Origin of the sequence: Bacillus sp. EE-W1 (assembly GCF_009760835.1) — a bacterium.
Lineage (GTDB): Bacteria > Bacillota > Bacilli > Bacillales > Bacillaceae_G > Bacillus_A > Bacillus_A wiedmannii.
In genome coordinates, this window is the sequence record NZ_WIPE01000060.1 from 82295 (window position 1) to 103004 (window position 20710).

Here is a 20710-nt window from a genome sequence, read left to right on the forward strand (position 1 = left end):
ACTATTTGCTCAAGAGATTCAAAGTTTTTTATCTCCAAATACCTTACGGGATCTTGCTAGAGATGTTGGCTTTGTACAACGAACCAGTAAGTACCAAGCAAAAGATCTACAGTATCCTATCACTATTTTGTTTAACTGCATTTCACCTTTAATACCCAAGAAGTGATTAAGTTGTTCTTGTGAGTAATATCGATAACCACTATCCGTTACGTGATGTGGTTTAAAAACATTTTGTTTATCCCAGTTTCTTAACGTTTGAGTTGTCTTTCCTATTAAATCAGCAAATTCACCTATGGAATAGTACTTCATCTATATCACCTCTCTAATTATTATTACTTAAACTTTATAATAATTAGAGGGTCTTTTATAAAGTTTTATAGATTTATTTCAACTGTTACTTCCCTCCCTTCTCATTTTATCGAATTGTTTCTAAAAACATCTGTGTCTCCTTTTGTACGTTACTAATTAACTTACAATTCCTTGCACATGTATTGGCAACTTCTTTATGTGCTTTCGTTTTTCTCAATTCTATATAAATATCGCATCCTTTGCAGATGCTACTAATATCTTCCATTATTTCTAATTGTCTTCTTCTTTCATATAAAAACTGTTCTTTCGTTTTCTTCTCACTTACTCGTCTCCCCATTTGTTTCACCTCGTATACATGAATAGTATTATTTAGTAATTAAAAACTACTATCGATATTACATAGATACGAAACTTCGTCCCTAAAACTCTTCCAAATTTATCCTGTATGTATATGATATAGGATTATAACAAAATGTAAAATAAATTATTCTAAAAATTAAAAAAATTACCGATATATTAAAATATCCATCATTTCCTTATGATTGAACTAATTATATTTATATAAATCTTGATAATCATCAAGGTTTATATATACAAATTAAATCCTAATGATTATCAAGAACACGTATAAAATGATGGATGTTTTGTATTCTTCTATACAAAACATCCGTTTAGAAAGAGTAAAAAATAAATTTACCTATAAAAAACAATCATTCTAGTTATGGTGTAAAAAAGTAATTAATCATTTCTATCGCTTATTAATATGTTTTTTAACTTATTATAATTTAAATAGCGTTTATCTCACTTTCTCTATTGCTGGAATATAATCGTTTAACAATAAATCATCTAGCCCCTTTCCAAGATTAATATCCCAACTTGCATAATTAATACTTATCCCTTCTTGATAAAGCGCTTGCGCACATTCTAATAACGACCGCTGAACATCTGAATTTGTAATCATATCCATATCTAAAGCGAACGTCGCCTGTTTAACTCCCATTTTTTTTAATGGTTCAATTAATATTCTCCATACTTTAACCCCAGGTATTGATACAACTGTGGTACCATACATTACTTTTTCCTCATTTGTTAGAAGCTCGTCTAAGTTTTCTGCAGCAATATCAGATAGTGATAGGTAAGACTTTGAAATAATCTCCATCTTTTCCCCCACTCAAAACCGTACGTGCGATTTTCACCGCATACGGCTTGCCATCGGTAATCTGTTCTTATGGACAATGAGCCACCTCGCGATAGTCATTGTAATACCCTTAACTTTTAATATTTTTCCTCAGCTTTTCAATTAACCTAACTCTTTTAGCGTTCCCTTCGATAGCTTCCTTGTTATGCACGAATTTGTGGCATTCTGTACAAAGCGAGATTAAATTATTAACCTTATTGACTTCATTTAGGGTTAATTTGGGATTTTTATGATGGCAGTTTCCTTTTCCATATAAGAAACATCCACATGCCCTACACTTCCCTTTGTCCCTGTTATACGCATAATCCTTATTCATGATGAACTCGAAATTAGTCATTATCCTGTTTTTATCTTTATGGGCTATATAAAGTTCGTCAGCTTTGTATATTGTTGGTCTACATAGTGGAAGTGTCTTTTCCATCCTTTGCGCATATAATTTTCTACCTTCAGCGGTAAAAGGCGTCATTTCTTGGTTGAAATTTCTGGAGTATTGCACTGGCGTTATCGCACATTTAGTAGCACCTATTTTAATGTTATCTATTTCAATGGCGAAAGTTTTCCAATTATACTTCTCATGTCTTACTCTCCTATTACCAACTGTATTTAGTGGTACATAGTGGTTTTCCATGAGTGTAGTGTTTTTCTCATATTTGAAATACGATTTAAACGACTTCAGCATTCCCCAGAATATTTTGTTGTCAATTTTGCTAAGAGTTTTCTTACTAATCCCTTTGTTGAAATAGTTACTAATGCCAACTAACTTTTCATTGATTTTTTCAATATTTGTGGCAAACCATTCATCATTTGGGCTATATCTTAACTTTTTGACGTAGCTTTTAATTTCTTTTATCGCCTTATTAACTGCTTTCATGTTCGGATAAAGTAACGGAGCATATTTATTCTCTTTTGTTAAACCGAATCTCATATCATACGATAAGAATGTGACCGGTCTGACACGAAGGTCAGTTATAAGAGTTTTCTCCGTAGACAATTCAAGTTTCATCTTGTGTTTTAGGTATTTCTGTGCTTTACTAAGAAGTCTCCTAGCATTACTCTCGCTTGTTGTAAGAATTACCCAATCATCAGCGTATCTAACTAAGTAAGTAGGTTCGTGACCATCCTTTTTAAGTTTCTGATAGGCTGCTCTTCGTGTTTGGTATCTATCGGTATAAGGATGAAATTCATACTCCTTAGCAATAAACCAATCAAATCCGTTTAGATAAATGTTTGCTAGCAGCGGGCTAATTATGCCTCCTTGCGGAGTACCTTTAGTCGTTTTGTGGAATTGTCCATTTTCGACATATCCCGCTTTCAATATTTTTTTAGTTATTGCTAACAGCCTTTTATCTTTTATTCCCATATTCCACATAATTTCAATTAGCTTGTTATGGTTAATATTATCGAAATACCCCTTTACGTCACCTTCTACAACCCAAAAAGTCTTACTTCTACGTGCCACATCCCTCATTCTTGCTAGAGCGTGTTCAGTACTTCTATATGGTCTAAATCCGTAACTATGATTGTAGAATTTGGCTTCTGCAATAGGTTCAATAAACATTCTAACTAATTCTTGTATAATACGGTCAATCATGGTTGGAATGCCTAGTGGGCGCATTTGGGATTTATCATTGGTTTTGCTATTGCCTTTCGGAATATAAATTCGTTTGACAGGCTTAGGTTCATAATTTTCTATATGACTACTAATAAGTTTGATCAGTTCGTCTTTATCCATTTGTAAGTAATCATCGATCGTTTTACCATCTACACCTGCCGTTTTGCTTCCTTGATTGCTCTTGATTTTATGAATCGCGGTTTTTATAACTTCTTCATTAGTAAACATTTCTGCAATACCAAAAAAGTGACCGCCTTCTTTCGCTACCAAGTGCATTTCATCTATTAATTTCGTTAGGTCATGTTCTGATTTAATCAACCGTCTTTGTACCTTCAATGAATCACCTACTTCATTCTGAAGATTGAAGTGTTGGTTATCATGAATTAGCTGTTTACTCGGATAAACCTCGTCTGGACGTTGATAAGTTAAGTAGTATTAGATTATCGACTGGTGTCCTTCGCTCCCGTTGGTTTTTCCTCTATGCTACACTTCGGAAGAATCCTTATAGTAACGTCATTGAGCCAACGATTAACACTACTATGACACCTCTGCCAGCTACGTGCTTCATTTGGACTGTAATCCATCCATCACATAGCTTTCAAACGTTCCATTTACTCTATCCCTTCTTTTACGTACCCTTAGATGCCCACTCTCTGCCGGTAAATCTATTGGATTTAATGAACAATTGTTTCCATGAAGCGAGAACTTCTTCTGAATCAGATGCTATTTTAGCAATCTATATTTACCAAGCTATAAGGATCCCCGTTATTAACGGTTCATTAATGTTTCTCTGCTGAATTTTTTTGATACAGTATATTCCCTACTAACCAATTAATTGCGCTATTAAACGCATTACTGTTTACCATAATGTATTTTTGTAAACAATCATATAATTATCAATCTCATGTCAATATCCACAGAAAATCAATACATCTTCTCCACATTTGACATTGACATATCAAGTGAGATTAACATGTTAAATGAAGCGTGCTAACTTTATCACTAGTATTCACCGATTAACATTAACAAGCGGATACTTATCAAAAATGTTTATACCTATCTAAACTTCAAGATCTATATTAGTTGAACATTAGTCCATTGAAACAGATTTTACGGAAGTATGTTAATTAATAAACTAGCATTGAAAATATTTCAATGCTAGTAAGATATAAAAAGAAACAACATAAAACTATCAATCTCATGTTGATACCGCTGAAAAGATAACTGATTTTTTATCCCATGTTTGTTATTAACATGTTAACTAAGATTAACATGTTAAGTGATTATTTTCTTTTGTTATCAAAATCATTCTGATTAAGGTTGACATGACATTAACAATATGGCGTTGAAAAGAAGAAATGTTTATTTATTTCAAGATTTCAAAGTCTATATCGGCTGGATTTTGTCTTCTGTGGTAGTTTTCTCTAAGTGAATCTAGTGTCAATTCATCCTAGAAAATGTTTCGACACTATCAAAACATAGCTAAAAATTCAATTGAGTAATAAATGATGACAGCAATTCAATGATTTTCATCCTTTATTTATCATTGACATATAGTTAAAAAACAACACATAGAAAGGAATACTATCTGTATTGTTAATCTTATATCAACAATTTGTATTTAACATTAACAATTAAGTAGTTGAAATACGCAAAAATACAGATCTCGAAGACCCAAGATCTATATTGGTTAAAAATTTATCTACCACAACAGATTTCTATCGAAATATCAAAAAACACTCTAAAAGTACTATAATCGTGATAAGGAACTAACAAAAATTCCATATAATTGATAGTTTCTTATTAGTAACACCCAAAAAATCAATAGTTTTCCCTTTATTTATCATTAACATGTAACCTGAGATTGACATGTTAAGTACCTATTTTCTTTTGTTATTAATATTATTCTAATTGATATTGATATAACATTAACAATAAGGCGTCCAAAAAGAAGAAGTGTTTATAGTCTTCAAGATTTCAAAATCTATATTGGTGAAAATTTTCTTCTGTGGTGGTTTGCTCGAAGTGAATCTAGTGATGATCTATTTTCACACAATCAAAAAACAGTTAAAATCTAATCATAATAATAAATGACGACAGCAATTCAATGTTTTTCATCCTTTGTTTATCATTGACATATAGTCTATAAAGTTAAGCGTAGAGAGAAATGCTATCTAAATTGTTAATGTTATATCAACAATTTTCGTTTGACATTAATATGACATTAACAATTAAAAAGTTGAAGCGCGCATAGAAGCAGCTCTGAGGATTTCAAAATCTGCATTAGTTAAAAATTTATCTGCCACAACAGAGTTCTATCGAAATATCAAAAAACACTCTAAAAGTACTATAGTTATAGCAAGAACTTCATACAATCAATAGTTTCTTATTAGCGTCAAAAAAATAACAGTTTTCTCTTTATTTATCATTGATATATAACCTGAGATTGACATGTTAATAGAGTTTGTTGTCCGTTAATACTAGTGTCATATCAATTTATCATTAACGCGTATTGACATAACATTAACAATTGTTGATTCTAACGTTGAGAATATACATACAAATAGAGTTTTAGATTCTATATCTATTAAGAGACCTTTTTTATAGCAAAATCCCCTGGATAAGTCGGGAGGATATCATTCTTGAAGGCATTTTGATAGTAGCCAAAAATAATAAATCGCTTTTTATTACTTCCGATCTAAAAGTAGCAATTGTATGAATCAATTTTGATTATATAGAGATCCCTTGTAAAGGGCGGTGCCTCCTATAAAAAATGAGTTTATATTAAAGTAATTCAATAACCTTCATGTGCATTCTAAAGACCTACTGAAGCCAATAAACTATACATTTCTTAGCTTTCTACTACCGATTATCATAAATTATAATAAATATAGCCCTTTTTTTATTATTAGTATGGGCTTTTTGTTCTACATTTATACATACTTTTTAGCTTTTAAGTCTTTAAGTTTAATGCTATATCCTTATAATTTATTTACAAATCACTAATATTTTCTTATCATTAATATATTGTAGACTAATTTGTTAATTTCATAGCAACAATAATCATTAATAACTAACGGATTATCAACAGGACATTAACAATAGTTAATTCAAAAGCCGATTTATCAACTTCATGTTAACAAGTGATGCTTTATATATCAATGACACATTTCATGTGAATGTCAATCAAAAAAGGTATTGAGGTTTATATCGCCGAAAGATACTTAACATGTTAATCTCATTTTATATGTTAATTACATTTTGCTATGGCCATTATATTTCAAGGAGGTATAACGATGATTGAACAAGATAACAAAAATACAACTGAACATATGGAGTCCAATAATACAAACTCTAGTCATGAAGATACTTTTGAAAAAGCTTGGCGAATAACAGAGTTTTCTAAATTAGTAGGTCGACATCATAACACTGTATACAATTGGTTCAATATCCTAGAAGAAAAGGGGTTACACGGAACATTAAGAACCAATAATACAAACGAAAAGTTATATAACACACTGGATTTAGACATAGCTTTATTTATCAAACTAAAAAGGGATGAAAAGTGGTCGCTAGATGCAATTATTGAGCTTTTACCACATCAATTTGAACTAAGACCTGTTTCTCCAGAAAATCAAACCAGTGAAGTCTCATCCCAATTAAACATGCAGGAAGCTGCAGCGACTATTGAAAAAATAGTAGAACAAAAAATTCAAATGCATTTACAAAACATTGAATTAGAGTATCAAGGAAAGTTCGAAGATGCTATACGTGCGGTGCTACCTGAACCAGAAGACCCTGAGAGGTTAAAAGAGCGCCAAAGACAAGAAAGACTAGATAATATAATTATTCAACATAGAGCGCGTACAGAGTTAAGAAAACAAGCTGAAAAAGAATGGAATACACAGCCAGAAGAAACTCGTATTAAAAAAGTGGGTTGGTTTAAAAAAGAGGAAGATCTTGCGAGAAAACAACTTTTCATAGAAAGCTATATTGATGAGAACATGATTGAATACATGCAAAATGTAATGAAAACAGAAAAATAAGCCTGGAAAATTCCAGGCTTATTTTTTATTTTGTTCCGAACATCTTATCAGGATCCATAAATGCCGCTAATTCTTCATCATTTAGCTTTTGCGGTTCTTCATCTTTCTCTGGTTCTAATTCAAAGTAATCACCAAAGTTAATATTGAAATCATCGTCCGAGTCTTGCGCTTCAATAGTAGTAATTTGAGACTTTGTATATTGAATTTGACTTTGTTTTTCCTTAAATTCATTATATTCTTCTACTAATCCTTTAGATAATCGAGATGGTAGTGCATCTGTCTTATAGAAAGTATACACGCTACCCATAAAGTCATTTTTACTAACTAAATAACCATTAAAAACAGTTCCATTGATTGGTAGTTTATTTGTTACTTCTACTTTTGCATCATCCATAAATGAATCATCAAGGTTCTTCTGTTCATCTAAAATTGCTAACATCCCAAAATGATGTACCTTTGATGCCTCTAAATCTCCATTTTCATTTGTCTTCATCAGGTCAATAGGGTGATGGAATGAGCTTCCTTTCAATGATTCTGAGAACATATCTACAATTTCTTTACTGTTTTCAATTTGATTCATATTACGTGAAACCTTATTAATTACTAAACAGCCTGTTCTTTCTAGTAAAATTCGTTTAAAGTCCTGAGAATCTAGAATTACTGATGTTCCTGAACCGTTTGCAGCTGTATTTAACTCATGAATAATATCTCCAATACGCTGATTTGCATAGTCTCGTGAGTTTCCGATGCCTTTTTTCTCATTCTCGTTTAATCCCTTAAACTCATCATAGAAATGTTGGTTATCTGCAAATACAACAAATGCAACGCCTTTCGCTGGATCATTAGCTAACTTCCAAATTTCTTGTGAAAATTTATTCACCTGTCTTAGTACATCCGGCCCATCTGCTCTAACTGGAAGTGTAACCACAATACCCATTTTAATAAAATCTTTACGTTCAATTGCATTATTGAAAGCAATTCTTGCATACTTTTGTTGATTTTTGATTAATTCTTCTCTAGGAATTTTCATTGCCATACTTTTCAGTTCTTCAGCAATTACAGGTTTATTATGAAAAGCAGTGAATTCTTCAATTGCTTGAATAATTGTAGATGTACCTGTACCACCACCTAAACCTGCAAAAAATAGCACTAACTCATCAGTTGGTCTAACACGTTCCGTTATAAATTCTTTTAGTTTATCCTTAGCTTCTTCATTAGATTCTAACACCTTTACAGCACGCTCAGGATTCTTACCCAAACCACCTAATTTTAGTGAAACTTGGTTGCTTTTTGGCACGTTTTTCAGTTCTGCTAAATCCCCATCATTACTATTCAATGCTAGGCAATTATAAACTGCTGTACCGTCTGTATGCTTATACTCAGCAAACTTATCTACCATTCTAGTTCCAGCTTGACCAAAACCAACCATAGTCATTTTCACTGCTACTTCGTTTTTCAGAAAGTTTTTTGCCATTATTTTATCTCTCCCTTATTCTCATTACTTTTTTTACGTTTGCTTAATTCAACTAATACTTGCTGCCCCCTAATAGTTGAAATTAAAAACTTATACGGATGCATAATTTTTTCTGTTATTAATGACATTGAAGCTAAAGTAGCAACACTACCTTCCGCTGATCTTCTTGAAATGTTAGTTCTTTCAAGTTCTAATGAATAGGATTTACCCTTAGGTTTCTTTACTCTCCTATCAATAACAACACTTTCTACTATCTCATTTATTGAAATACCTCTCATATATTTTGTTTCTTGGTATTGTTTGTTTACTTGAGATCCTATGTAATGAAATACATTGTAGAGTATTTCGTCTTCTTCAATAATGTCTGCAAACATTTCCACAACTTCTTCAGTAAATTTGTTTTGTTTATATTTTTCACTTAATACCTCGTTCAAGTTGTTCCCCCCTTAAAACGTTGGTTAATTATTCCTAAAAATATATTACATCATTGCAAGACGTATATCAAGTCATTATATATAAGACTTATATTGAGTTGTTATATATAAGGCTTATATAAGATTCACAACATGTAAAATTGAACTAATGTCTTATATACCAACAACAATTATATAAGGCGTACATGAAAGTCGTTTATATAAGCAGTGAACAAAACATGTTAATATTAGGTTTCATATAACTAACAATAACTATTAAATTATAAATATGGGTGCAGTATTTATGTATATTTTTATCTAGAGTTATAATTCCGATATATAATACTTCTAAAATAACATTCTATTATCATGGCCATTAGATTTATACGTCTTATATATACGAACTACATATAAGATGTGTATAAAAACACTTATCATTAAAGGCTTTATATACTTTCATATTAATTTCATATCAATAAAATATTACCAAGAAATTTCATACATCCTATTTGAAAGACTTATATAAAAGACTTATAAATAAAACGTGTATATAACCCTAAAAAAAGAGTAATACTTCTTGAGTATTACTCTTTTAACTATATAGTTTTATATAAAACCCTTAGTTTATTAAACAGATCTTTATGATCCCGCTTCTTTTTTAATAACTCATTTTTCTGTTGGTTGTCTACAGAAAGGAAAGGGGATGTCAATGTCATGTTATATGTAGTTATTTCTTTTATTAATTCGGAAGTTATTTCTGAGGTTTGTAGGAATAGCACATAAAATTGTGATTCATTTTCATTCATTTGATTCTCTTTGAAATTAAGTTCTACAAACTTGTCAGTATAACTTGTCAATTTCATATCAATATAATCACTATAACTAACATGTAAGGTCATGAAGCGATTAAACTCAGATGAACTAATTAATTTCTTTGTTAAGCATAGATGCACTAAATATATCCTATATACAGCTTTAAATGAAATAATATATTTAGTTCTTTTTTTTCTTAATTGGATGTATTCACCGTATCTGTTAATTAAATATCTTAATTTGTTAGATTTTATCCTTAATATTCTACTAACTTGTGAAGTATTGTAAATTTTATAAGGATCTAGAGCTGCAAACCGTAATGGAATTATCTCATATTCATTATTTAATGTGTTGGTTACCTTGTTATAAAGAAAGTCTGCTTCAAATTCACTTTGTATTATCTTTGTTATTAACCCATATTCTGTGTTCCAATTCCGCATTTTTTCACCCCTTAAATCAGATTGTAACATGCAAAATATGAAATATACACAATTTTCATTTACTTTATTATGTTTATTTACTTATTTCTTTTATGATGTAATTTTTCCTTCTGATAAATAAATACCTCTACAGAATTAAATGCAATTCCGTTTAATATTTAATTTCATCTATACAAAAGTATATTCACTGTACATTTTATCTATTTTTGATACTCTACACATATATGACGGAATACATATGTCGAACCCTTTTTTTATCATTAGAGTTCGTCATATGTCCTCTTATCACTGTCGAAATACATATGACGAACTCTGATAGCAAATTTTCACTTGATAACATTGTATTTTATTACTCACACCTGACGAAATAATATGTATCTTTAAACCAAGAGTTCATAGGGGATAATGGGTTGTTTTTTTGCAATCTTCAGCTAAAATATACACTAATCACTTTTATGTACTGAACTGCTTAATTTATCCAACATTAATTACTTTCATTACATGACAATTGCACTCGATTTTATGCAAGTTTCCGTATATTATTTCCATATCAAGGGAGTGTTTAAAATTGAAAAAATCATTTGATCATGCCGTTAAATATATCGTCGGAGAGAATGATCGTGGAGTTTATTTTAATCGTTCTGATATTTTTACAGTTTTATTTTTATATGAACAACGAACAGTATCTCAAATTCAATTACGAAAATTTTATGAATTGATACGTGGGGAGCCTATAAGTCGAACTACATTTTCATCCAAATTAACTAAGTGGGCTAAAATGAAAGTAATAAAAAAAGAAAATATAAGTGTGAGAAAAAAGCGTGGCTTCACACTGGATTTCGTTTCTATCGCTTCAAAGGGAGCAGAAATATTATATCGTTTAAAATTAATTACTGATCGCAATACCTCGTTTGTTACCAAAAGGCAATATGAACACAATATAGCTATTACACAATTTGTGCTAAATCTACTTGAAGCAGAATCCCAAAATGAACATACCGGTGCAATTGTAGGTGGTAACGGCGATTATCTTTTTCCACTAAACTCAATTGTGAAGCAAAACTTACATTTACCCAACCTAATGTATTCTGATTCAAATGATGTTTACTTCTTATACGAAGATGAAGAGTATCGCGAAATGTTTCAGCCAGAACTTCAACCCGTTTCCTTCCAACAAGATTTACCTCAACTCGTTTATTCATTTCGTCCATCTAAAGAGTTTTATCCAGACTCAAAGGGAAACCCATTAATCATTCCTGATTGGGTTCTTACATGTAACGATTCTATTATCAATATTGAAGTTGATACAGGAACAGAAAACATTCCATTTCTAGAAAACAAACTGAAAAAATATCTTGATATCGCTGCTTCTAATCCGTCTAAACCGTTTTACGTGTTATTTTCAGTAATCGATGATTCCTATCACACAATTTCTACCTACAAAAAAAGGACTACACGTGTAACAAATTTAAAAAAAGCTTTCAGCAATATACCACGTTTAAGTGTAGTGAATAACCTAGATGTTTACGTATGCAACATGGGTGGATCGGAACTTGTAATAAACAATATTCTTCAAGAAATTCGCGAAATTAATAGTTTAAGCAAAAGTCATCTGCTCAAAAAAATCACAGAACGTTTGAACATAAATTCTTCTTTCCCTTATTCGGTAGAGTGGATATCTAATAAAAACGAAATGCAAGCGAAAGGGATTCAGCATTCTAAACTACTTGAGCTAACAGAAGACATTTTGGTATTACGAAAAAAAGCACCTGATGAAGAAAAAAAATCTTTAGATTACTTAGAAATATTGTGTATATTAACAATACTTAAGGTAGGGGAGGTTAACACACACTTAAAATTACAACAATTATCAGGATTGTTGGCCATGCAAAATCAACACCGAACACTAAACCCAATTAAAATTTTGGGGATATATGAAGCGGATGAATTAGAGCATGGGCAGCAAGCCATTTTTACTGATCTGTATCACAATTCCATAGCACCAGAGAATATATTATTGGCTACTTCTGCTGAATTGCTTAATTTCACCGCTGCTTTTTATTCGTTAAAAGAGAGGGTGAAACAAGAATTTGGAGAATGCAGTTCAAAAGAATGCTGAACTCAATAATGCACCAGGTAATGGGGAGGATCCAAAAGCCGGAAAGAACAAAAAAAATTCCTATACAGTTACAATCGATCTTACAAAAAGCTGGAAATATCGTTTAGCAGCCCGCTCATCTTACTATGTTGTGACATTACTACTTCTGCTAGCTTGGTATTTTGCGTTTAGAGGAATTTATAAATATGCTTCTTTCTGGTCAATACAAATGGGGGCTCCATTACCTACTTTAAGTATCTTCGGTAATCCGTTTGAAACTAATTATTACATTGAAACCTTTTTTAGCTTTTGGATTTTAATTTATACTTGGCAACTATCAACCAAAGTTAAGACCTATCAGGAGATAAAGCGTAGATGGTTTATTTTTTCGATGATGTTAATTGGTATAGTTGCCCAGTACTTATGGGCGTTTAGTGTTCCATTAGCTAAGATATTTATTCCATTCTTACATTCGAAAGCTGGAGAAGTTTCACTAAATGACAAAGGATTAGAGGATACTATACTTTCAAATTTTAGTAATATCATGCACCTTGTATTTGCTATACCTGTAATTATTATTATTCTCGTACTCTTATGGCTCTTTAAGATTTTTTATGAACATAAAAAAGAGCTTTTAGATGAATTCGGAAAATGGGAATACGTATTTAAAATACCTGGTTGGATGCTTTCCTTTTTGAATGATGATCGTCAACGAAAACTTGCTACTTCATTACACAAGTTTTTCACTGAAAAAAACCCATCTAAATTGCCAGACCCTGATATCTTTCTTGGTCCTAATAGTGCAACACGGGAAATGGCAGTTATACAGGGTAAGTCTCTAACGCTTAATATAATGATCATCGGTAACATTGGTACAGGTAAATCAGCTGCACTTGGTTTACCAATTGCTAATCAAATTCTTGACTATATGGCTTCAATGATTAATAACTTTAAAACCTTATATGCAAGAAAAGATTATCATTCAGAGGATGTAAAAGGAACGCAGGTAAATGGTCTTACAGTTATCGAGCCATCTAATGACTTCTGTGAAAAGGTATATAACTTGGTATTGGCACACAAGATTCCCGAAAGTGTTATTTTCTATTTAGACCCAACAAATCCTGATACCCCTTCAATAAATTTCGTTCGTGGTCCAGTTGATAAAGTCGCTGAGATGTTATGTTCAGTATTAACAGGGCTCTCTGATAATGGAGCAGGAAATCCTTTCTTCGTTCAATCTGAGCGTTCTCATCTTAAACAACATATTTACTTGTTAAAACTCCATGATTCAAAATTTGAAGCTAGATTTGAACATTTAATTGATATGTATAATAATGCTAATCTCGTTTTTGAGATGCATCTCAAATTAAAAGAACGACTTCCAAATGATATTGAATCTATTCCAGATAGAGATGAACGAAACCATTGGCGCATAATGAAACAAGTAGATGAATGGTTTGATTTAAATTATGTTCCCGAAATTTCTGGTGGCCGTGGGGGAGGGGAAGTTGTTTATCATACTGAAGGGAAATACTATGGGCAACCTAAGATTATTGATAAACAAGAAACCTTCGTTCGTGGTTTACGAAACACATTAAATGATATTTCTGCTCAACCTCTGCTCCGTCGTGTTTTATGTGGTCCATCGAATTTTGATTTTGAGAAGCATTTGGAATTTGGAGGTATTCTGTTAGTCAATACAGCGAAAGGGGGAACTTTCTGATCTATCTGATGTATTCGGTAAATTGTGTTTATATGCCGTACAGAATGCTGTTTTCCGTCGTAAGCCTAACATATCTCCTTACCATCCTGTTTTAGTCGATGAGTTTGCGGATTACATTTATAAAGCATTTAAAAGTTTTCCTGCTCAATCACGGAAATATAAAGCATCTTTAATTGTTATTGCACAAACAATTAGTCAATTGGCAATTGAACATGGCCCAAGATTCATGGATATCCTGTTAGGAACATTTCGTAACAAACTTGTTTATGGTGATGTTACTAATGAAGACGCTAAATTGTTTAGTAAGCTAATGGGTACGAAAACAATTTATGAGGCACGTGAAGGGGATCAAGAAATTGATATGGTAACAGCAGAAACGAAAACACAAAGTACACGTAGAACATCCTACTCTTATTCGAAAACAGAAGTACCCATTCTTTCTGAAAATGATATCTTAATTCAAAAAGCATTCCAGTGTGCGGCTAAAATTGTAAAAGATAATGCTCCTCAAGGAGGAATACAAGTAAATGCAAACTTTGTTCCTGCCACTGAGTTTAAAACAGCTAAAATTCAAGTTGATGCAGAAGCAGCTGCTTATTGGCTAAAAATTCGTGAAGAGTCATTAAATGCGGAAATTAAATATGAGGATTATGTCACAGATACAGATGTTGATAGTGAAGAAACTGTAATTGAGGAATTGAGTACACCTAAAACAGCGCCTACTGCAATAGAAGGTTGGTTACAAACGTTAAATCCTGATACTTACGATTTTTATAATAATGAAGATGTTACTGACAATGAAGGTGAGCTAACAAATAATCAGTCTGTTCAAGATTACTCAAGAAATTCTGCTCCTAATCTAGAAAAGGAGGACACTACAACATCAATTGCTACTTCTAATACAACAGAATCCGCAAAAATTAATAAAGTAATGGATGTTCAAAAAGAAAATGTACTAGATACAAGTAAACATAGAGAACCTATTGAACTTAACACCAAAGCACCAGTTATTACTGAAACTCCAATAGAAGTGCGAAGGGCGAAGCATACACCACAATATAGAGAACCTGCTTACACATCAACTGTTACCCATAATCAGCAGGAACAGGAAATTCAACGAACTGCAGAAATCAATGGTAAAAATACAACATCTAACTTAACAATGCAGTGGTTACAACAAATGGCTGCTACTGTTCCTCAAGATGATGAAAATACATTACCTTTAGATGAAATGGAAGGTGGCTCTCGTCTTCACAATCGTAAAGTAGCAGAAGTAACTCCAGAAAGTGCGGCAATTAAGGATAAACTCAGTCAATATATCGAAGGTGACATTAATCATGATTGATACATTAAGCATATAACGAATATTTCTACTGGTAAAAAGGTGTGGGTCGTAAACTCATACCTTTTTATTATTTCATATGTAACTTCCCCCAAGGAGACCATTTCTTTATGCTAAAATTTAATTAAGTTTGTGAAGAACCAGAAAATGGATTACATAATAAGGGTTGGAGGAATGACAGTGGAGATTGCCAAATTAAATTTGCCCATGGATAGTATGCACTTTTTACTTAATCATCAAATTAAAGGAAATGAATTCGAATGTCTCAATGTAGAATTTTACACCTATTCAAATGGTTTTCTTTTAGATGTAGTGGAATGGACAAAACAAAATGATTTTTCTTTATCGATATTGGATAAAGAATATACTAAAGCATTTTTAGCGAGTTTAGAGAAGTTTAAACCATACCTTGTTATCGGGAGTAATATGGATTCAGGTAATCTAATTACTATCTACCAGCCCACAGGAGAAATATATGAGCTAGAACATGAAATTACGGAAAGAGTAGAAAGATATTTTGTTAATTCTTCTATAGAGAAAATGCATTCCTGCTTCAATTCCTTTAAAAAGTATTGGGTTCAGCTAGTAGAGCAGGGGCACTACAAAGATTGTGATCTAATAAGGACTTTTCATGATTTGAAGAACAAATTAGTGGAGTTTGATACTAACATATTAATAAATGATGATAACTACAATAGACAATTTTGGAATTCCTTATATCACGGCAAGTTAAACTTCTTTTTGAAAAAGTCAAACAAAATATAGATTATTTCTAATGGGGATACTTCGTGAAATAAACTTTATATGAAAGTAAAAACGATTTTTTAAGAAACAAAAGCCGTTAATGGGTTATCTCCTTACTGTTTAAAACATTCACTAAATAAAAAACAGTAAGGAGTGGTTTCTTAATCCCGCATTGCACCTGCTTCTCGGGAAGTCATTGCGCCTTGTCCTTCTCTTACATCATTTTGAATTTCTTGTTTCACTTTTTGTGCATCAGTTTCTGCAAAATTTGGTTTCATAATAGAACCAGACGTTTCTATATCTTTTTTATCCTGTTGCATACAAACCCTCCTGACTTTAACATTTGCCAACCTTATTATGTACAAAAGTACACATGATATCCACCGAGTAATCGAGTGCGTTTATGGATTAATACGGACAGATATGAAGTTGGCAAAAAGGGGCTATTTAAAAACAACGGCTATTTTACCTAAAAAGCTGATATTAGAAATTCAAAAGTATGTTCCAGGAGAAACAATATATATTCCTAAACCTAAAACCTCTCATCAGAGACGGGGTATACGTTCTGGGACAAGAAAGCTGATCGATGACAGAAATGCTTCTATTAAACGGTAGAACGATTAATCAAATAGCTGATGAATATCACCTCTCCATTGAAACAATCAAAAAATTGTCTACTCTAAATAAATAAAAAGGATACACTTATGAAATGATGCTCATTGTTTTTTCTTATGGCGAATTTGTTTCTTAGTCATTTCCTGCATTTTATATCATTCGCCAATTGTGTAATGTTAAGGGAAATGACAGAAGAAAGGAAGGATGTACAAATGAGGATAGTAAAAAACGGAACATTGCAAGTACTTGGAGCAAGCATCTACTATGAGGTGCGTGGCTCAGGTCCAATTCTTCTTTTGATCCATGGTGGGGGTGGTGATGCCGACAAGTTCCATAATATCGCCGACCATCTTGCTAAATGGTATACCGTTGTTACTTACGATCGTCGTGGTCATTCCCGTAGCAACCTCGTCAATAAAACTGAGGATTATCATGTGCACACACATAGCGAAGACGCTCACCTGCTGCTAGCTAATCTGACCAATGAACCGGCTTATGTATTCGGAAGTAGTTCTGGTGCTGTCATCGGACTTGATCTGTGCATACGCCATCCTGAGCAGGTACAGTTACTAATCCCACACGAGCCGGTTTTATTACAACTTTTACCTGAAAATGAGTTGAAGCAGGCTATAAATTTCATGGAAGACCTTAAGACAAATCATCAAAGTGAGGTCATAAAGTTATTGTCAAATATTGATGATAGCAATTTCGGACTATCGAAGGATATGCTAACAGAGCGACTACTCGGTAATTCGACTTATTTCACTGAGTATGAAATCCCGGGAATTCTCAGCTATACTTTAAATATCAATGCATTAAAGACCCCATTAAAACCTACATCGATACAGGTACGTCCAGCCGGCGGAAGTACTTCACGAGAATTTTTTCCTTACCATTGCGCAGTCAACTTAGCAGAACACCTCGGAACAGAATTCGTAGAGTTTCCCGGACACCATGTGGGCTATAACACAGTGCATCATAAAGAGTTTGCTGAGAGGTTACACGACGTTCTTGAGAATTAATCAGGAAACGTATCAATGGGTAAGGTATGAGCACAATGGCGCGTATAGATATCAACAGCAGAATATGAACAAACTAAAAAGAAGCAGTTACCTCTCCATTTAAAGGTATCTGCTTCTCTTTACATAGACTCTATAATCATTTGTCTTTCATACCACTTGTTTAGCTTTTCATTAACACTTTTTGAAATACGCTTCATTTTGTTATTACAGAATCTTGAAAGCGTAGCAGGGGATAAACCTATTTCATCTGCTATCTCACGCATTGTTTTATTTTGATGCATATGCTGATACATAATTTTTTCTCGTATCACATCTTCTGATCCTTGAGGAGTTTGTTTTACTGTCTCTGCAATATAATGGTCCTCCTGCTTCTCTTGCATACCTATTACTTTTTTCTTTACCATACTATCTATATTATCCATCAATTCTTTTGGTGGTAAGATAATGATTCCTAATTTGGAGTAGTAATTCTTAAACCAATTACGTTCTCCTATCCTTGTTTCATCCAATTCCTCTGCATACGCCCAATGTGAAATGACACATTCTTTTTCTAAATCAATTAAAACACTTTCTAGTTGTTCACGAATTCGAGTTGGGCGACCCTTTGTAGTTGTAATACCCATTACAGATAGTAGACCTTTTTCCCCACCAATGGAGTATGGTCTTTTTAAAGTACTGTATTGTTGACGGATTCGCCACTGCCAGGATAAATAACGTATTAAACGTTTATGAAACTTGTGTCTATAGCTATTATACTCTAATGCTTTTTTCGATAATAAAGCAGTTGTGCTATTAGACCCATACAAATAGCCCGATAAGAAACTACCTGGTTTAATCTTACAGGATTCTATCCCCATATATTCATTAGTATTCTTATCTCTCCATAACACTACAGAGTCCAGTACGAATAGTCTCTTGATTACTTCACGTTTTACTTCAAATTTTTCCCCAGTTTCAGCTTGATCGTTCAATACTACAACTTCATTATCATCATTCAAATAAATAAAGATGCTTGCTAACGCTGCAATACGTTGTGCTACCTTTATCTTATCTTCTGCACGATAATACTCTACACCGTTTGCTGATGCTTTTGGCATATTACATAATTCCAATACATTCTCATAACTAAAATCTATGAATTCATCTGGAGATTTAGCTTGATTCAACCATTGTATTGTAATGGTATCCAAACAATCTGCTGTAAGATCATCCATATTACTAATTACTCCATCAACCAATATAGACCATCTTTCTGCTTCATTTGTATTCACTAATCTCAAATCCTCATCTTTATGTGAAGATAGTTGTGCAACTCCGCTTGAATTTTTTGTTTCTAATGGCAGTACCGTTTTTGCTGCTGCTTCATCTTCTTCAAACTGATTTTTTGCTATTCCATCACGTAATTGATAGTACATTGCGTCATTTGATACAGGATAATATTCGTCAGGTATATCTGCTATATACTCTTTTATATGACCATGTTCAGGATTTGAAATTTGAGTTGGTTCAACTGCTTCAAACTTTTCTCCAAACTCTTGTTCAATGATTTTATCTAATACATTTTGAATCTCAATTTTATATTTATCTAGATTCGCATAAATGTTCAACAACGATATTCCTTGTTCTTGTTTCTGCCCCAGCCAAGAAACAAGTGTTGAGAATGAAGGGGATATATTAGCTGATGTTACTAATTTATCGTGATTCTCTTGTACTTCGTTATAATATTTTTGCCATTTGGCCCATAACTGCTTATTTTCTTCATAGATTGGAGCAGCAAGTAGGAGGGCATCACTGAACAATACTAATACTTTCTCCATATTTAAGTACCTCCTAACAATGTTAATAACCAATATAATATAAATCCTAACACTATGAAACCTCATAGCTATATGATGGCTACATAACCTTTAAGTTGAAATGTTATCTGAATAATCCGCACAATTGTTGATTTTTACTCTTTTTATTGTGGATCATTTAAATTCTCTTTACTTGTCTTTAATTATATAAAACTGCTTCTATTTGTAAAATCACTACTTTACAATACAATTTCAATTTTTAAAAGTAAATTAGTTAAATACACTGATTTTTTGCTTAACGACTAGAAACTTGTTACTTTAGGTCACAACTTAAATACGCCAGCTGCTTCTTACTTGAAACTGCATAGCTTTATCATGGCTATTAACTCTTATTTGAAACTATATAGCTTTATCGTGGCTATAAGCCCTTATTTGAAATTGTATAGCTTTATCGTGGCTATTAACTCTTATTTGAAACTATATAGCTTTATCGTGGCTATTATTTCTTACTTGAAACTATGTAGCCTTATCGCGGCTATTACTTTTTATTTGAAATTATATAGCCTTATCGCGGCTATAAGCCCTTATTTGAAATTGTATAGCTTTATCGTGGCTATAAGCTATTACTTGAAACTGTATAGCTTTATCATGGCTATTACTTCTTATTTGAAACTATGTAGCCTTATCATGGCTATTACTTCTTACTTTTAATAATGAATAGCTTTATCATGGCTACAATTTCGTAATTTATGAAACGTTATAGCTATATGATGGCTACAACGTTGAAAAAATGAAACGAGAATATCCTGAAAATCATTTGACTAAAAATTTTTTTATTCTATGTAAATTAGTAATAAACGTTGATATAAAGCCATTTCATAAAATATGAAAGAAAAAACGCTAAAATCATTATAGCTATATGATGGCTACAACTTTCACTTTGAAAATCCAAACAACCTATATGTACCAAGAGTTACAGCAGTTTTTAATAAAATATAACTTGTTTTAAAAACATGAAACGTTATAGCTATATGATGGCAGGAAACATGAAACGAACTGAAACGT

General features: G+C 32.3%; 11 protein-coding genes and 4 pseudogenes. 6 read left to right on the forward strand and 9 right to left on the reverse strand.

The genetic code is table 11. The annotated features are described in order from the left end of the window. Positions 1-105: 105 nt before the first annotated feature. From GFJ36_RS11935 to ltrA, 4 genes and pseudogenes are all read right to left on the reverse strand, one after another. A pseudogene (locus GFJ36_RS11935) lies at positions 106-309 on the reverse strand (MerR family transcriptional regulator); the annotation flags it as partial. 106 nt (positions 310-415) lie between these two features. Beyond that, the gene (locus GFJ36_RS11940; protein ID WP_097890025.1) at positions 416-646 is read right to left on the reverse strand and encodes a hypothetical protein; all 231 of its coding nucleotides are present in this window, start codon (positions 644-646) and stop codon (positions 416-418) included. Positions 647-1105: 459 nt separating this feature from the next. Further along, positions 1106-1474: pseudogene (locus GFJ36_RS11945) on the reverse strand (DUF3854 domain-containing protein); the annotation flags it as partial. Between the two features lie 103 nt (positions 1475-1577). Beyond that, positions 1578-3455, reverse strand: a complete 1878-nt coding sequence (gene ltrA / locus GFJ36_RS11950; protein ID WP_097890024.1) for a group II intron reverse transcriptase/maturase — start codon at positions 3453-3455, stop codon at positions 1578-1580. Between the two features lie 2960 nt (positions 3456-6415). On the opposite strand from ltrA, the gene GFJ36_RS11955 reads away from it, so the two are divergent. Beyond that, complete coding sequence (locus tag GFJ36_RS11955; RefSeq protein WP_064472957.1) at positions 6416-7165, forward strand: MerR family transcriptional regulator; 750 nt, start codon at positions 6416-6418, stop codon at positions 7163-7165. A gap of 25 nt (positions 7166-7190) precedes the next feature. Here GFJ36_RS11955 and GFJ36_RS11960 read toward each other — a convergent pair whose 3' ends face one another. From GFJ36_RS11960 to GFJ36_RS11970, 3 genes are all read right to left on the reverse strand, one after another. Then, a complete protein-coding gene (locus GFJ36_RS11960) occupies positions 7191-8639 on the reverse strand; it encodes an FtsZ/tubulin family protein (RefSeq protein ID WP_064472956.1) in 1449 nt (482 codons plus the stop codon). Then, positions 8639-9073 (reverse strand): hypothetical protein, encoded by a 435-nt coding sequence (locus GFJ36_RS11965; protein ID WP_064472955.1) that lies wholly within the window; start codon positions 9071-9073, stop codon positions 8639-8641. The genes GFJ36_RS11960 and GFJ36_RS11965 overlap by 1 nt, the downstream gene beginning before the upstream one ends. Positions 9074-9648: 575 nt before the next feature. Next, on the reverse strand, positions 9649-10335 hold the full coding sequence (locus GFJ36_RS11970) for a hypothetical protein (protein WP_097890023.1): 687 nt from the start codon (positions 10333-10335) through the stop codon (positions 9649-9651). A gap of 538 nt (positions 10336-10873) precedes the next feature. Here GFJ36_RS11970 and GFJ36_RS11975 point away from each other — a divergent pair. From GFJ36_RS11975 to GFJ36_RS11985, 3 genes and pseudogenes are all read left to right on the forward strand, one after another. Continuing rightward, positions 10874-12424 carry a replication-relaxation family protein gene (locus GFJ36_RS11975; protein WP_097890022.1) on the forward strand — a complete coding sequence of 517 codons (1551 nt, stop codon included), beginning with the start codon at positions 10874-10876 and terminating at the stop codon, positions 12422-12424. After that, positions 12396-15471, forward strand: a pseudogene (locus GFJ36_RS11980) (type IV secretory system conjugative DNA transfer family protein). The gene GFJ36_RS11975 and the pseudogene GFJ36_RS11980 overlap by 29 nt, the downstream one beginning before the upstream one ends. Positions 15472-15642: 171 nt before the next feature. Then, on the forward strand, positions 15643-16233 hold the full coding sequence (locus GFJ36_RS11985; protein WP_097890071.1) for an SUKH-4 family immunity protein: 591 nt from the start codon (positions 15643-15645) through the stop codon (positions 16231-16233). A 140-nt stretch (positions 16234-16373) separates the two neighbouring features. On the opposite strand, the gene GFJ36_RS29100 is transcribed toward GFJ36_RS11985, so the two are convergent. After that, on the reverse strand, positions 16374-16532 hold the full coding sequence (locus GFJ36_RS29100) for a hypothetical protein (RefSeq protein ID WP_001183576.1): 159 nt from the start codon (positions 16530-16532) through the stop codon (positions 16374-16376). 103 nt (positions 16533-16635) lie between these two features. Here GFJ36_RS29100 and GFJ36_RS11990 point away from each other — a divergent pair. Both GFJ36_RS11990 and GFJ36_RS11995 read left to right on the forward strand, forming a co-directional pair. Beyond that, a pseudogene (locus GFJ36_RS11990) lies at positions 16636-16903 on the forward strand (CD3324 family protein). A 136-nt stretch (positions 16904-17039) separates the two neighbouring features. Beyond that, complete coding sequence (locus GFJ36_RS11995) at positions 17040-17849, forward strand: alpha/beta fold hydrolase (protein ID WP_097890020.1); 810 nt, start codon at positions 17040-17042, stop codon at positions 17847-17849. 119 nt (positions 17850-17968) lie between these two features. Here GFJ36_RS11995 and GFJ36_RS12000 read toward each other — a convergent pair whose 3' ends face one another. After that, positions 17969-19666 (reverse strand): helix-turn-helix domain-containing protein, encoded by a 1698-nt coding sequence (locus GFJ36_RS12000; RefSeq protein ID WP_097890019.1) that lies wholly within the window; start codon positions 19664-19666, stop codon positions 17969-17971. Positions 19667-20710: the final 1044 nt, after the last annotated feature.

Excerpts from the sequence above, each read along its gene's own strand:
- GFJ36_RS11955 (WP_064472957.1), top strand. The coding sequence starts at position 6,416 with ATGATTGAACAAGATAACAAAAATACAACTGAACATATGGAGTCCAAT.
- GFJ36_RS11970 (WP_097890023.1), bottom strand. The coding sequence starts at position 10,335 with ATGTTACAATCTGATTTAAGGGGTGAAAAAATGCGGAATTGGAACACA.
- GFJ36_RS12000 (WP_097890019.1), bottom strand. The coding sequence starts at position 19,666 with ATGGAGAAAGTATTAGTATTGTTCAGTGATGCCCTCCTACTTGCTGCT.
- GFJ36_RS11995 (WP_097890020.1), top strand. The coding sequence starts at position 17,040 with ATGAGGATAGTAAAAAACGGAACATTGCAAGTACTTGGAGCAAGCATC.
- GFJ36_RS11960 (WP_064472956.1), bottom strand. The coding sequence starts at position 8,639 with ATGGCAAAAAACTTTCTGAAAAACGAAGTAGCAGTGAAAATGACTATG.
- GFJ36_RS29100 (WP_001183576.1), bottom strand. The coding sequence starts at position 16,532 with ATGCAACAGGATAAAAAAGATATAGAAACGTCTGGTTCTATTATGAAA.
- GFJ36_RS11985 (WP_097890071.1), top strand. The coding sequence starts at position 15,643 with ATGACAGTGGAGATTGCCAAATTAAATTTGCCCATGGATAGTATGCAC.
- GFJ36_RS11940 (WP_097890025.1), bottom strand. The coding sequence starts at position 646 with ATGGGGAGACGAGTAAGTGAGAAGAAAACGAAAGAACAGTTTTTATAT.